The 13,288-nt window shown below is 56.8% G+C and carries 12 protein-coding genes; 2 read left to right on the top strand and 10 right to left on the bottom strand.

Annotation, left to right across the window (positions count from 1 at the left end):
* Window positions 1-197: 197 nt before the first annotated feature.
* The 6 genes from B3Y70_RS12110 to B3Y70_RS12135 form a co-directional block, all read right to left on the bottom strand.
* Window positions 198-815 (bottom strand): sulfite oxidase heme-binding subunit YedZ, encoded by a 618-nt coding sequence (locus B3Y70_RS12110; protein ID WP_199452606.1) that lies wholly within the window; start codon window positions 813-815, stop codon window positions 198-200.
* Window positions 815-1,789 (bottom strand): protein-methionine-sulfoxide reductase catalytic subunit MsrP, encoded by a 975-nt coding sequence (gene msrP / locus B3Y70_RS12115; protein ID WP_199452556.1) that lies wholly within the window; start codon window positions 1,787-1,789, stop codon window positions 815-817. Before msrP ends, B3Y70_RS12110 begins: the two co-directional genes overlap by 1 nt.
* 87 nt (window positions 1,790-1,876) lie before the next feature.
* Window positions 1,877-2,692: a CDP-diacylglycerol--serine O-phosphatidyltransferase gene (gene pssA, locus B3Y70_RS12120; protein ID WP_011784403.1), complete on the bottom strand. Its 816-nt coding sequence runs from the start codon at window positions 2,690-2,692 to the stop codon at window positions 1,877-1,879.
* A 90-nt stretch (window positions 2,693-2,782) separates the two neighbouring features.
* Window positions 2,783-3,799, bottom strand: coding sequence for a ketol-acid reductoisomerase (ilvC, locus tag B3Y70_RS12125; RefSeq protein WP_011784402.1), 1,017 nt, complete (start codon window positions 3,797-3,799; stop codon window positions 2,783-2,785).
* A gap of 64 nt (window positions 3,800-3,863) precedes the next feature.
* Window positions 3,864-4,355 (bottom strand): acetolactate synthase small subunit, encoded by a 492-nt coding sequence (gene ilvN, locus B3Y70_RS12130; RefSeq protein ID WP_011784401.1) that lies wholly within the window; start codon window positions 4,353-4,355, stop codon window positions 3,864-3,866.
* Between the two features lie 2 nt (window positions 4,356-4,357).
* The gene (locus B3Y70_RS12135) at window positions 4,358-6,076 is read right to left on the bottom strand and encodes an acetolactate synthase 3 large subunit (RefSeq protein ID WP_011784400.1); all 1,719 of its coding nucleotides are present in this window, start codon (window positions 6,074-6,076) and stop codon (window positions 4,358-4,360) included.
* 470 nt (window positions 6,077-6,546) lie between these two features.
* Here B3Y70_RS12135 and B3Y70_RS12140 point away from each other — a divergent pair, with 470 nt between their 5' ends.
* The gene (locus B3Y70_RS12140) at window positions 6,547-7,023 is read left to right on the top strand and encodes a DUF4124 domain-containing protein (RefSeq protein ID WP_199452557.1); all 477 of its coding nucleotides are present in this window, start codon (window positions 6,547-6,549) and stop codon (window positions 7,021-7,023) included.
* An 80-nt stretch (window positions 7,024-7,103) separates the two neighbouring features.
* Here the strand turns inward: B3Y70_RS12140 and clpB are convergent, their stop codons facing one another.
* The 3 genes from clpB to rluD all read right to left on the bottom strand — a co-directional run bounded on the left by clpB (window position 7,104) and on the right by rluD (window position 11,583).
* Window positions 7,104-9,683 (bottom strand): ATP-dependent chaperone ClpB, encoded by a 2,580-nt coding sequence (clpB, locus tag B3Y70_RS12145; protein ID WP_199452558.1) that lies wholly within the window; start codon window positions 9,681-9,683, stop codon window positions 7,104-7,106.
* A gap of 174 nt (window positions 9,684-9,857) precedes the next feature.
* On the bottom strand, window positions 9,858-10,556 hold the full coding sequence (gene pgeF, locus B3Y70_RS12150; RefSeq protein WP_414674119.1) for a peptidoglycan editing factor PgeF: 699 nt from the start codon (window positions 10,554-10,556) through the stop codon (window positions 9,858-9,860).
* A gap of 49 nt (window positions 10,557-10,605) precedes the next feature.
* Window positions 10,606-11,583: a 23S rRNA pseudouridine(1911/1915/1917) synthase RluD gene (rluD, locus tag B3Y70_RS12155; RefSeq protein WP_224851299.1), complete on the bottom strand. Its 978-nt coding sequence runs from the start codon at window positions 11,581-11,583 to the stop codon at window positions 10,606-10,608.
* 172 nt (window positions 11,584-11,755) lie between these two features.
* On the opposite strand from rluD, the gene B3Y70_RS12160 reads away from it, so the two are divergent.
* A complete protein-coding gene (locus tag B3Y70_RS12160; protein WP_273029939.1) occupies window positions 11,756-12,589 on the top strand; it encodes an outer membrane protein assembly factor BamD in 834 nt (277 codons plus the stop codon).
* A gap of 8 nt (window positions 12,590-12,597) precedes the next feature.
* On the opposite strand, the gene nadE is transcribed toward B3Y70_RS12160, so the two are convergent.
* A partial coding sequence (gene nadE / locus B3Y70_RS12165; protein ID WP_288589889.1) for an NAD(+) synthase occupies window positions 12,598-13,288 on the bottom strand: 691 nt, incomplete at its 5' end.

Here is a 13,288-nt window from a genome sequence, read left to right on the forward strand (position 1 = left end):
AGCAAATTTTCGAACACTTTCAAGCAGTTGCGTTCCTCGTGAACCGGCGTTGTCTGCCGTGTCCCTCAGAAGTGGTGCGCATTCTACAGCCCTCAGGAAAACTGTCAACGCCCATTTTCAATTTATTTTACCGGGCTTCGGTTTCCACCTATGCGAGTGATCAAACACCCACCAAAACGTTTAGAACTTGACCAAAATCACGTTCTTTTCAGAGGAATGAGGGTGGAGAAACCAGACCAGTACACCCTGGCACCCAGTATTACAGCCAGCGCCAACCCGTAGATCATCATTTCGGTCACATCGCTGCGTGCCTGCCACAGGAAATGAACCCAGGCCAGAACCGCCGAACTGTAGATAAGACGATGTAATGGTTTCCAGCCACGCCCCACTCTTTTCATCATGCCTCTGGTAGACGTTGCCGCCAGCGGAACCATCAACAGGAAGGCCAACCCGCCCGCGATGATATAGGGGCGTTTGGTAAAGGTTGCCCAGAGATCAAACCAACCAAGGATAAACTGGAGAAAGGCGAGCACATGCAAAGTCGCATAGAAGAAAGCGTACAGGCCCAGCATCCTGCGGAATCGGAGCCAACCGGCCCAACCTGTGATTTTCCGCAATGGCGATATTAAAAGCGTTATCAGTAGAAACTGGAACGCTGCGATACCGAGCGCTTCTGTAATGGTCTGGCCTGGATCAGGCCCCAGATTACCACTCTGGATGTCCCACCCGATCAACGCGAGCGGAATCAGGCAGGACAGAAAAACCAGGACTTTAACCGGAGCATAGGGAAATTGACGAGAAGCCTTGGATGCCATCAATAATACCTGGAAAGATCCATATCCTTGTATAGATGAGCGACCTGTTCACCATAGCCGTTAAACTTCACTGTCTCGATCCAGTTCGGACTCAACAAACCAGAGGGCAGGCGACGCTCACGTTTCTGACTCCAGCGCGGATGATCCACTTCCGGATTCACGTTGGCATAGAAGCCATACTCTTCAGGCGCAATCATCTCCCAGCTGGTCTTGGGTCGCTCCTCCATGAAGCGGATACGGACGATCGACTTGATGCTCTTGAAGCCATACTTCCACGGCACAACCAGGCGGATCGGCGCACCATTCTGGTTTGGCAGGGTCTTGCCGTACAAACCAATGGCCAGAAACGACAACTCGTTCATGGCCTCGTCCATCCGGAGCCCCTCCCGGTAGGGCCAGTCAATCACGCTGAACATGGAGCGCTGCCCACGCATCTGGTCCGGATCATGAAGCGTTTCGAAGTAGACGTATTTAGCTTTTGATGTCGGCTGCAGACTGGCGAGCACTTCGGCCAACGGCACACCGACCCACGGAATCACCATCGACCAGGCTTCCACACAACGCAACCGGTAAATACGCTCCTGATACTGGTGAGGCTTCAGCAGATCTTCCAGCGCATAGGCGCCTGTCTTTGCACATTCACCTTCGACAGATACAGACCAGGGATCGACCGACATGGCATCGGCATAGCGCGCAGGGTCGCCTTTGTCCGTACCAAACTCATAAAAGTTGTTGTAGGAAGTAATCGCGGGGTAAGGCGCTTTCTTTTCGTCGGTAGAAAACGCCGGCATGGCCTTATACTGCAGGGCGTCGCCAGGAATTCCGCCCTCCTCCGCCTTGAGAAGGGCCGGCATGGTCAGCGCCGCAGCGGATGCCATCGTCCCGGCCATGAATTTCCGCCGGTTCAGGTAGACGGATTCAGGCGTCACTTCAGATTCTGACAGAGCCCACGACGGGCGGCGCTTGATAAGCATCGGAAATCTCCAATTCATTACTTGAGGTAACTGACCGGAGGTTCCCGAGAAAATTCCCGGCCGATTCACTCGGCCGAGGGGTAAGTCCTACCGGGCGCGGGCCGGCTTGCGACGGAACAGAGCCCGAACCGGGCCGGAAAGTGCGTAAATCAGGAACCCGGTGAACAGTACGGTGGCGGGATCAAGGGCGATCACCACAAACACCAGCACCACCAGAAGTATTGCCGCGAAAGGCACCCGACCTCGAAGATCGAGATCCTTGAAGCTGCGGTAAAGAATATTGCTGACCATCAGCACACCGGTTCCGGCCACAACGATAATTGTCAGCAACGTCAGCCAGGACGATGGCTCGAAACTGTGGAAACACCACACCAGCCCCGCAACACAGGCAGCTGCCGATGGACTGGGCAGGCCCACAAAGTATTTTTTGTCCACGGAGCCGATCTGGGTATTGAACCGGGCCAACCGCAATGCTGCGCCGGCCACGTAGATGAACGTAACCACCCAGCCCACTTTGTCCAATCCGTTGAGGGACCAGAAAAACGCCACCAGGCCGGGCGCAACACCGAAGGCCACCATGTCGGCAAGGCTGTCGTATTCCTCACCGAATTTGCTCTGAGTATTCGTCATCCGGGCAACACGGCCATCCAGTCCATCCAGAATCATGGACACGAAAATGGCAATGGCCGCATTGTCGAACACACCATTGGCGGCAGAAACAATCGCATAGAATCCAGAGAACAGAGAGGCTGTCGTCAGCGCGTTGGGAAGCAGGTAAATGCCTTTGCGACGAACCTTTGCCCCCTCAACAAGCTCCTCTTCAACCACTTCACCGGGCTCAATTTCCGGATCTGCGGCTTTCCTGGTTTCTGATTTTTCCACGGTATTCTTTTCTTCAGTCATTCCATAAACTCCGGAAAGCATTTGGGCGGAGTATAAACGAAAAACGCGGCCACAAGGGGCCGCGTTTCCAAACCTTACCGAAAATCCGGATCAGTTCTTGTCTTTGTCCACGATCTTGTTCGCGGAAATCCACGGCATCATGGAACGCAGCTTCTCGCCCACGGTTTCGATCTCGTGAGCCGCATTCTGGCGACGGCGAGCGGTCATGGACGGGTAGTTCAATGCGCCTTCAGAGATGAACATCTTGGCGTATTCACCACTCTGGATGCGCTTAAGTGCGTTACGCATGGCTTCGCGGGACTGCTCGTTGATCACCTCCGGGCCGGTTACGTATTCACCGTACTCGGCGTTGTTGGAGATGGAGTAGTTCATGTTGGCGATACCGCCTTCGTACATCAGGTCAACAATCAGCTTAAGCTCATGCAGACACTCGAAGTACGCCATTTCCGGAGCGTAGCCTGCTTCGGTCAGGGTTTCGAAGCCGGCTTTAACCAGCTCAACCGCACCACCGCACAGAACCGCCTGCTCACCGAACAGATCGGTTTCGGTTTCGTCCTTGAAGGTGGTTTCGATGATACCGGTACGGCCGCCGCCGATGCCGCTGGCGTAGGACAGAGCTACATTCTTGGCGTTGCCGGACGCGTCCTGGAAGATCGCAATCAGGTCAGGGATACCACCGCCCTTGGTGAACTCGGTGCGCACAGTGTGGCCCGGAGCTTTCGGAGCAACCATGATCACGTCCAGATCTTTGCGCGGAACGATCTGGTTGTAGTGAATCGCAAAACCGTGAGCGAAGGCCAGGGTAGCGCCCTGCTTCAGGTTCGGCTCGATTTCCTCACGGTACAGCTGGGCCTGGAACTCGTCCGGCGTCAGAACCATGACCACGTCTGCAGATGCAACGGCAGAAGCCACATCGCTGGTCTTCAGTCCATAGGCTTCAGCCTTGGCGATGGAGGATGAACCGGCACGCAGACCAACAACCACGTCTACACCGGAGTCCTTCAGGTTACACGCATGAGCGTGACCCTGGGAGCCGAAGCCGAGAATGGCAACTTTCTTGCCCTGGATGATGGAAAGATCGCAATCCTTATCGTAATAAACCTGCATGAGAAACCTCTATTATATGTACTGACCCCTCGGGGCCATGATTTTCGATTTGTTTCGGCAGCCCTTACAGGCTGAGCACCTTTTCGCCCCGGGCAATGCCAGATACACCAGTGCGAACAACTTCCAGAACACCCGAAGTGCCCACCGCCTGAATGAAGCCGTCCAGCTTTTCACTGTCGCCGGCAAGCTGCACGGTGTAGACAGAACTGGTGACATCCACAATCTGGCCACGGAAGATATCCACCGTGCGCTTGATTTCGGCACGCTGGGATCCGGTTGCCTTGAGCTTGACCAGCATCAGCTCCCGCTCGATGTGAGCGCCCTCGGTCAGATCCACCAGCTTGACCACTTCGATCAGCTTGTTCAGCTGCTTGGTGATCTGCTCGATCACCTTGTCGGAACCTGTCGTGGTGACAGTCAGGCGAGACAGGGTTTCGTCTTCCGTGGGCGCTACGGTCAGGGTTTCGATGTTGTAGTTGCGCTGCGAAAACAGGCCAACCACACGAGACAGTGCGCCGGGTTCGTTTTCCAGCAAAACAGAAATGATTCGACGCATGATCACACCCTCTCCGTTTTGCTGAGCCACATGTCTTTCATGGATCCTCGAGCGACCTGCATGGGATAGACATGCTCAAAGCGGTCCACATAGATATCGACAAACACCAGTTTGTCTTTCATGGCCAGGACTTCCTTGAGCTTGGGCTCCAGGTCTTCCTTGCGATCAATGCGCACACCCACATGACCATACGCTTCCGCCAGCTTGATGAAGTCCGGCAAAGACTCCATGTAAGACTGGGAATGGCGGGACTCGTAATTCATGTCCTGCCACTGCTTAACCATGCCCAGAGCCTGGTTATTCAGGTTGATGATCTTCACCGGCAGATCGTACTGCTTGCAGGTGGACAGTTCCTGGATATTCATCTGGATACTGCCTTCACCAGTGAAGCACAGCACTTCATCTTCCGGATGGGTCAGTTTGATGCCCATGGCGGCTGGCAGGCCGAAGCCCATGGTGCCGAGGCCACCGGAGTTGATCCATCGGTTCGGCTTGTCAAACTTGTAGTACTGGGCAGCAAACATCTGGTGCTGACCTACATCGGTGGTTACGAAGGCATCACCATTGGTGAGCTTCCAGAGCATCTCGACCACTTCCTGGGGCTTGATTACATCCGGGCTGGTCTCGTAACGCATGCCGTGGAACGCGCGCCACTCTTCAATCTGCTTCCACCACGATGCCAGCGCCTCGGCATCCGGCTTGTCCCTGGATTCTTTTACCAGCGACAGCATTTCTTTCAGTACCGCATCCACCGGGCCGACAATGGGCACGTCTGCATCTATGGTCTTTGAGATAGATGCCGGGTCGATATCGATATGAATAATGCGCGCGCCCGGGCAGAACTTCTCGGTGGCGTTGGTCACGCGATCATCAAAGCGCGCGCCCACACAGAGAATCAGATCTGAATGGTGCATCGCCATGTTGGCTTCATAGGTACCGTGCATACCCAGCCAGCCCAGGTGCTGTTTGTCAGTCGCCGGATAGCAACCGATGCCCATCAGGGTGTTGGTGATAGGGAAGCCCAGGGTCCGGGTCAGCTCGGTCAACTGGCTGGAAGCCTTGCCCAGGATCACACCGCCGCCGGCATAGATGACCGGGCGTTTGGCCGCCATCAGCATGTCGACGGCTTTTTTGATCTGACCGGCATGGCCACGAACCGCCGGGTTATAGGAGCGCAGCTTGACCTTCTTGGGATAGGAGTACTCATAGCGCTCATTCGGTGTGGTCATATCCTTCGGGATATCAACCACAACCGGACCGGGACGACCGGTAGCAGCGATGTAGTATGCCTTGCGGATTACCTCAGGGATTTCCTCGGGGTGACGAACGCTCAGATTGTGCTTAACCACCGGACGGGAAACACCGATCATATCGGTTTCCTGGAAGGCATCCTCACCAATAAGGGTGGATGCAACCTGGCCGCACAGAACCACCATGGGGATGGAATCCATGAACGCGGTGGCAATGCCGGTAATAGTGTTGGTGGCTCCAGGACCCGAGGTCACCAGTACGGTACCTGGTTTTCCGGTTGCACGGGCATAGCCGTCGGCCATGTGGACCGCCGCCTGTTCGTGCCGAACCAGAATATGCTTGACTTTGTCCTGCCTGAACAGCGCATCATAAATATGAAGGGCTGCACCACCCGGATAGCCGTATATGTATTCGATCCCTTCATCCTGCAGGGAGCGGATCAGCATATCGGCGCCAGACAATAACTCCACGATTTTCTACCCTCTTCTACGAGTGAATGAGCCGGGTTACGCCCCGGTTGCCTGGATTCTCGGTTTCCCTGCTTCTTGTGAAAGCGGAACCGGCGTACTCCTCCACACTAAAACTAAAGAGGTTGTCTCCTGGCCAGCCGCCCTCCTGAGGGTTGCGGAGAACGGCCAATCAACGGGTTGCACGTAAGCAACAACCAAGGCCCGCCAAGCGCTGGCGAACGCAGTGTGGTGATTAACGGGGGATACTCGCTCGGGATTGCCTGCCGTATTGACCCCAGTCTTCAGGCAATCGGTAATTCTGACAGCGGGAAACTCGCTGTCAATAGGCGCTGTGGCTTAATTACCCCGGAATTCGCCTCTCTCTGCCATACTGTGCAAAACTGCGTGCAAGATTTTGAACCAGAGACAGGAAAATCCGGCCATCCGATGGCATGATAGCCACAGGCAGTAACCAAGTGACGAGCAGAGACATGAACCGAAAAATATTATTGCTGACGGTATTGATGGCGGCCGCACCCGGCCTTGCGACCAGCGCTTCGGTCTATAAGTGGACAGACGAGAACGGTGTAACGCACTTTGGCGACCGGCAGCCAACCGGCCAGAACGCAGAGCAGGTCAACGTTCGTTCCGGCACCAGTCAGGGTGCTGGTGTGCAGCGGCGAAGCGCCCAGGAACAGCTGGGCGAACTGCAGGAGCAGCAGGCGGCAGAGCAACAGCAACGAGAAGAATCTGCGGTTGAGGAAGCTCGCCGGAAACAGCGCGAAGCCAATTGCGCCACGGCACGCTCCAATCTTGAGGTGATCAACAGCAACGCTCGTATCCGCGTGGAGGAAAACGGTGAAACCCGGTATCTGAGCCCTGAGGAAATCGAGCAGCAGCGCCAGAAATTCCAGGAAATTGCAGACGAAAACTGTGGCCCGGAACAAGAAGGCAGTAGCGAGCGTTAAACCCGAAGGTTCGGAGAACAGAAAAGGGCGGAGACTCGTGCCTTCCGCCCTTTTCTTTTTCAGCAGCTGAGGTCCCGCCCTCAGCCGTTCTTACTGAACACCAGCCGGTCTTCCTGAACCGTTGCGCGAATGGTATCGCCGGGCACAAAGTCACCCTGTAGCAGCTTCTGCGCCAGCGGATTTTCGATCATGCGCTGAATCGCCCGCTTCAGCGGCCGAGCGCCATAAACCGGGTCGTACCCCACTTCCGCCAGCAACTGCATCACGTCGTCTCCGAGCTCCAGCTTCATATCCTGATCCTTCAGGCGACGAGCCAGATTCTCAATCTGGATACGGGCGATGCCCTGAATCTGGGACTCCGCCAGCGGATGGAACACCACAACTTCATCCACACGATTAATGAACTCCGGCCGGAAATGAGAGCCAACCACTTCCATCACCGCCGACTTCATGTCTTCGTAGTTCTCTTCTCCGGCCTTCTCCTGAATGATGTGGGAACCCAGATTTGAGGTCATCACCACCACTGTGTTGCGGAAGTCGACCGTGCGACCCTGACCATCGGTCAGACGCCCATCATCCAGCACCTGAAGCAGGATGTTGAAGACATCCGGGTGCGCCTTTTCAACCTCATCCAGAAGCAGAACCGAGTAGGGCCGGCGACGCACGGCCTCGGTCAGGTAGCCACCCTCTTCATACCCCACATATCCGGGAGGCGCACCAATCAAACGGGCGACCGAGTGCTTCTCCATGAATTCCGACATATCGATGCGAACCATGGCCTCTTCGGTATCGAACAGGAAGTTTGCCAGCGCCTTGCACAACTCGGTCTTCCCCACCCCGGTCGGCCCGAGGAACAAGAAAGAACCATTGGGACGATTCGGATCCGACAGTCCAGCCCGGGACCGGCGCACCGCATTGGATACCGCTTCCACGGCCTCATCCTGGCCAATGACCCGATCGTGGAGGGCTTCCTCCATGCGCATCAGCTTGTCGCGCTCCCCCTCCAGCATCTTGGATACCGGAATCCCGGTCCACTTTGAAACGATTTCCGCAATTTCTTCATCCGTGACCCGGTTGCGCAACAGCTTCATTTCCATCATTTCCGCCTGGCTGGCCATATCCAGTTGGCGCTCCAGCTCCGGGATCTTGCCGTACTGCAGCTCGGACATCTTACCCAGATCCCCTGCACGGCGGGCATTCTCCAGGTCAATCCGGGCCTGCTCCAGCTGGCTCTTGATCTTCTGGGAGCCGTGCAGAGCCGCCTTTTCAGTGTTCCAGACTTCCTCAAGGTCGGCGTATTCGCGCTCAACGTTGCCGATAACGGCAGACAACTCTTCCAGCCGCTTCTTAGAGGCTGCGTCGGTTTCCTTTTTCAGGGCTTCCCGCTCAATCTTGAGCTGAATCAGCCGGCGCTCCAGACGATCCAGAGCCTCAGGCTTGGAGTCCATTTCCATACGGATCTGGCTGGCCGCTTCATCCACCAGGTCAATGGCCTTATCCGGCAACTGACGATCGGTAATATATCGATGAGACAGCTTGGCGGCCGCGATGATGGCGCCATCCGTTACCTCAACCCCATGGTGAACCTCATAGCGCTCTTTCAGCCCACGCAGGATGGCGATGGTATCTTCCTCACTGGGCTCGCTGACCAGCACTTTCTGGAAACGGCGCTCCAGTGCTGCGTCTTTTTCAATATTTTCCCGGTACTCATTCAGCGTGGTGGCGCCGACACAGTGCAACTCGCCCCGGGCCAGGGCCGGCTTCAGCATGTTGCCGGCATCCATGGAACCTTCGGCTTTACCGGCGCCCACCATGGTGTGGATCTCGTCAATGAACAGGATGATCTGGCCTTCCTGTTTCGACAGCTCATTAAGCACTGCCTTCAGGCGCTCCTCAAACTCACCCCGGAACTTGGCGCCGGCAATCAATGCGCCCATGTCCAGCGACAGTACTTTCTTGTCTTTCAGGCCATCGGGCACCTCTCCGTTGACGATACGCTGAGCCAGCCCCTCCACAATCGCGGTTTTACCCACACCGGGCTCACCGATCAGCACGGGGTTGTTCTTGCGCCGGCGTTGCAGTACCTGAATGGTGCGACGGATTTCATCGTCGCGACCAATCACCGGGTCCAGCTTGCCGGCCTCGGCCCGCTCGGTAAGATCAATGGTGTACTTTGACAGGGCCTGACGGTTTTCCTCCGCGCCGGCATCGTTCACCGACTCTCCCCCGCGCACTTCGTCAATGGCCTTTTCCAGCGCGGCCTTGTCAACGCCTTGCTCTCGCAGAATGCGCCCCAGGGAACCGCGGTCTTCAACCGCCGCCAGCAGAACCAGCTCACTGGATATGAACTGGTCACCCCGCTTCTGGGCCAGCTTGTCGGAAATGTTAAACAGTCGCCCCATGTCGTTCGACATGGACACATCGCCGGCATTGCCCTGCACCTCCGGCAGGTTCTCAATTTCCTTCGCCACGGCCTGTCTTACCCGGCCGGGCTCAACCCCCACTTGTTTGAGCAGCGGTTTAATGGAGCTTCCCTGCTGGTCCAGCAGGGCCTGCATCAGATGCACGGGCTCGATGAAGTTATGGTCTTTGCCAACCGCGATGGACTGCGCATCCGCCAACGCGGTTTGCAGCTTGCTGGTGAGCTTGTCGATTCTCATGTGCTCTTATCCCCAAAATTCGTAGTGAATACCGATCAACCCTGTGGTCCGGATATTCCGATTGCTTTGAAACTTAATGTAGGGGCAAGTGGGGGGAGTTCAAGTTGGGCAGACCGCAATTCGTCAGAAATTTGACGGCTGTCAGTTAACACATCAGGAAGAGCTATCGAGACTTCAGGATTTTAGCCAGACCAGGGTGGCCATACGGCCGGTTTGACCATCCCGGCGATAGGAAAAGAACCATTCCCGATCCTGAACGGTGCACAGACTACCGCCAGCGACGGACGAGACACCAACCTGACTCAGACGCAGGGTTGCCAGACTGTAGATATCGGCCATGAAATGGCCCGGGCGGGCACCCTTGGTGTCAAAGGCTTTCGCAGCTTCCGGACTGTGCTGAACAAACGCTTCGCGCACTTCCGGGCCAACTTCGAAACTGTCGGGACCAATGGCGGGGCCCAGCCAGGCCGAAAGCTTGTCAGGCTCAACCGCCATCGCACTGACCAGGTTTTCCAGCACGCCTCCGCTGAGGCTGCGCCAGCCGGCGTGAGCAGCCCCCACTACGGTTCCATCGGAATCCGCAATCACTACGGGCAGGCAGTCGGCAGTCAGAATGGCACAACCAAGGCCGGGCGATCGGGTGAAACTGGCATCCGCTTCAGGAACCTGTTGAGCGTTGTCGGGTGTAAGCTCGACCACCCTCGCACCATGCACCTGATTCAACCAGCCAATCCGATCCACCTCTAACCCCGTGAAGCGGGCCAGGCGCTGCCGGTTTTCGGCGACAGATTCAGGGCTATCCCCGACATGATCCCCGAGGTTGAGCGAACTCCACGGCGCCTCACTGACGCCTCCCTTGCGAGTCGTGCACATGGCTTGCACCGCCCCCGGTGCGGACCAACTCGGCCTCAGGATGTAGTTGTCAGAAATCACGTTCTTCCAGCTCCCGGGCGTGTTTGCGCAGAGCTTCGATCAGGTGAACCATATCCTCTGGCAGCGGCACCTCCCAGCTCAGAATCTCACCCGTTTCCGGATGCTCAAGGGTCAACTGTCTCGCATGCAGGGCCTGCCGGGTGAACGCAGCCAGTACATCCCGAAGCTCCTCTGTAGTGCCTTTGGGCAACCGCAGACGCCCACCGTAGGCAGGATCACCAACCAGCGGGTGGCGCACATGCGCCATGTGCACACGGATCTGATGGGTGCGGCCACTTTCCAGCTTGCAACGAACCAGGGTATGCGCGGCAAAACGCTCCAGCAGGCGGTAATGGGTGACCGCCGGTTTGCCACTGGAAACCACGGCCATGCGTTTACGATCCTGCGGATGACGGCCAATAGGTGCGTCAACTGTTGCACCACCGGTCAGCGCGCCCACCACCACGGCCTCATACTCCCGCCCCATCGTGCGTGTTTGCAGCTGGTCTACCAGGGAGGTATGTGCAATCAGGCTGCGGGCCACCACCATGATGCCGGAGGTATCCTTGTCCAGGCGGTGAACAATACCTGCCCTCGGCAGGTTTTCCACTTCCGGCGCGTAATTCAGCAGGGCGTTCACCAGCGTGCCATCAGAATGGCCGGCCGCTGGGTGCACCACCAACCCGGCCGGCTTGTTAATCACCAGCAAGTGCTCATCTTCGTAGACGATATCCAGGCTGATGGGTTCGGCTTCCCAGGTCACCTGCACTTCCGGCTCAGCATCGAGAGCCAGGGAATCGCCCATCATTACCTTGTCCCGCGGCTTACGGGATTTTCCATTCACCGTCAGGGCTCCGCTCTTGATCCAGGACTGCAGGCGGGAGCGGGAATGCTCGGGCATCAGTTCCGCCGCTGCCTGGTCCAGCCGTTTATCGCTGAGCTCCGGCGGTACGGTAAATTGGCCGGTAATTCGGTTTTCGGAAGTCATTCAGCCTCGTTTTCGCCGTTGGTTTCTGGCGCAGACGGCCGCCGGACAGGCGGCGATGTTACGTTTCGGTCAGATTCTGGTGCCAATATCGGGAAACACTGCACACAGACAGCCTTCCCCGTTACAATGACCAATCCAACCACAAGTTCTGAACATTATACGGGATTCCGGCATGAGATCAGTCGTTCGATTACTGCTACTTTCCACACTTTTTGCGCTGGCCGCCGGCTGTGCGTCCCAGAAGGAGGTGGAAGTCCTGCCGGAACAAACCTATTACGAGAATGCCCGCAAGGCCATGAACTCGGGCAACTTCAACGAAGCCGAACAGAACCTGGATGCCCTGGAAACCTATTATCCATTCGGCCGTTATGCCGAACAGGCCCAGCTTGATCTGATCTTTGCCCGTTACCAGAACCTCGACCTTGAAGGTTCCCGGGCTGCCGCCGACCGCTTCATGCGCCTGAATCCGCAGAGTGATCACCTGGACTATGCCCTCTATATGAGAGGGCTAGCCTCCTACAACCTGGACCTTGGCCTGGCCGCCCGCTACTTCCCTGTTGATGTGGCCGCGCGCAATCCCGGCGAGCAGCTGCAGGCCTTCCGCGATTTCTCACAGCTGCTGAACCGGTTTCCGGACAGTGAATATGCCCTGGACGCCCGCCAGCGCATGATCGCCATCCGCAACCGCATGGCTGAACTGGAGCTGCACGCAGCCCGCTACTACATCAAGCGTGAAGCCTATGTGGCGGCCAATAACCGTGCCCGGTACGTGGTGGAGAACTACCCTTCTTCGCCTTCAGTGGAGGAGGCCTTGATGATCCTGGCGGACACCTTCCGCTTTCTGGAGCTGAAAAAGGGCGCCAACGATGCCATTGCCACGCTGAGAAAAAACTTCCCCAACAGCGAGGCCTTCAACGCGAACGGTGAGTACGAATCGGATCTTCTTCGCCGCCAGAACCGGTCACTGACCAACGTGGTGACCTTTGGTCTGATGGGGGATGAATAAGAGCGGGATTACTTCCCGCTCTTCCAGCCGTTGGTAATGGGATAGCGTCTGTCTTTGCCAAAGCCCCGTTCGGTAATACGAACACCGATGGGGGCCTGGCGCCGCTTGTATTCATTGATATCAACCAGCCTGACCACCCTATCCACATCCTCGCGCTCAAACCCTTCCGCGACGATAGCATCAGCACTGTAATCACGCTCCACGTATAGGTTCAGAATCTGATCCAGCACGTCATAGCCCGGCAAGCTGTCCTCATCTTTCTGGTCTGGCGCCAGCTCGGCTGAGGGCGGACGGGTAATCACCCGCTCCGGAATCACTGGTGACAGGGTATTGCGGTAGCGCGCCAGCCGGAAAACCAGCGTTTTCGGCACATCCTTCAGAACATCAAAGCCACCTGCCATGTCACCGTATAGCGTGGAATAGCCAACCGCCATTTCACTCTTGTTGCCAGTCGTGAGCACCAACGAGCCAAACTTGTTGGACAGCGACATGAGCAGCACCCCCCTCAGACGGGCCTGAAGGTTTTCCTCAGTGGTATCCGGCTTGGTGCCCGCAAACGGTTCTGCCAGCGCCGCCATGAAGGCATCGTACATGGGCTCAATGGAGAACACGTCATACTGCACACCCAGGGCGGTGGCCTCGGCTTCGGCATCTTCCAGGCTGATGCTGGAGGTATACCGGAACGGCATCATCACCGCG

The sequence above is a fragment of the Marinobacter sp. UBA5687 genome, from assembly GCF_002420325.1.
Lineage (GTDB): Bacteria > Pseudomonadota > Gammaproteobacteria > Pseudomonadales > Oleiphilaceae > Marinobacter > Marinobacter nauticus.

Excerpts from the sequence above, each read along its gene's own strand:
- clpB (WP_199452558.1), bottom strand. The coding sequence starts at position 9,683 with ATGAGAATCGACAAGCTCACCAGCAAGCTGCAAACCGCGTTGGCGGAT.
- ilvN (WP_011784401.1), bottom strand. The coding sequence starts at position 4,355 with ATGCGTCGAATCATTTCTGTTTTGCTGGAAAACGAACCCGGCGCACTG.
- B3Y70_RS12140 (WP_199452557.1), top strand. The coding sequence starts at position 6,547 with ATGAACCGAAAAATATTATTGCTGACGGTATTGATGGCGGCCGCACCC.
- pgeF (WP_414674119.1), bottom strand. The coding sequence starts at position 10,556 with ATGTGCACGACTCGCAAGGGAGGCGTCAGTGAGGCGCCGTGGAGTTCG.
- B3Y70_RS12110 (WP_199452606.1), bottom strand. The coding sequence starts at position 815 with ATGGCATCCAAGGCTTCTCGTCAATTTCCCTATGCTCCGGTTAAAGTC.
- msrP (WP_199452556.1), bottom strand. The coding sequence starts at position 1,789 with ATGCTTATCAAGCGCCGCCCGTCGTGGGCTCTGTCAGAATCTGAAGTG.
- B3Y70_RS12160 (WP_273029939.1), top strand. The coding sequence starts at position 11,756 with ATGAGATCAGTCGTTCGATTACTGCTACTTTCCACACTTTTTGCGCTG.
- ilvC (WP_011784402.1), bottom strand. The coding sequence starts at position 3,799 with ATGCAGGTTTATTACGATAAGGATTGCGATCTTTCCATCATCCAGGGC.
- pssA (WP_011784403.1), bottom strand. The coding sequence starts at position 2,692 with ATGACTGAAGAAAAGAATACCGTGGAAAAATCAGAAACCAGGAAAGCC.
- rluD (WP_224851299.1), bottom strand. The coding sequence starts at position 11,583 with ATGACTTCCGAAAACCGAATTACCGGCCAATTTACCGTACCGCCGGAG.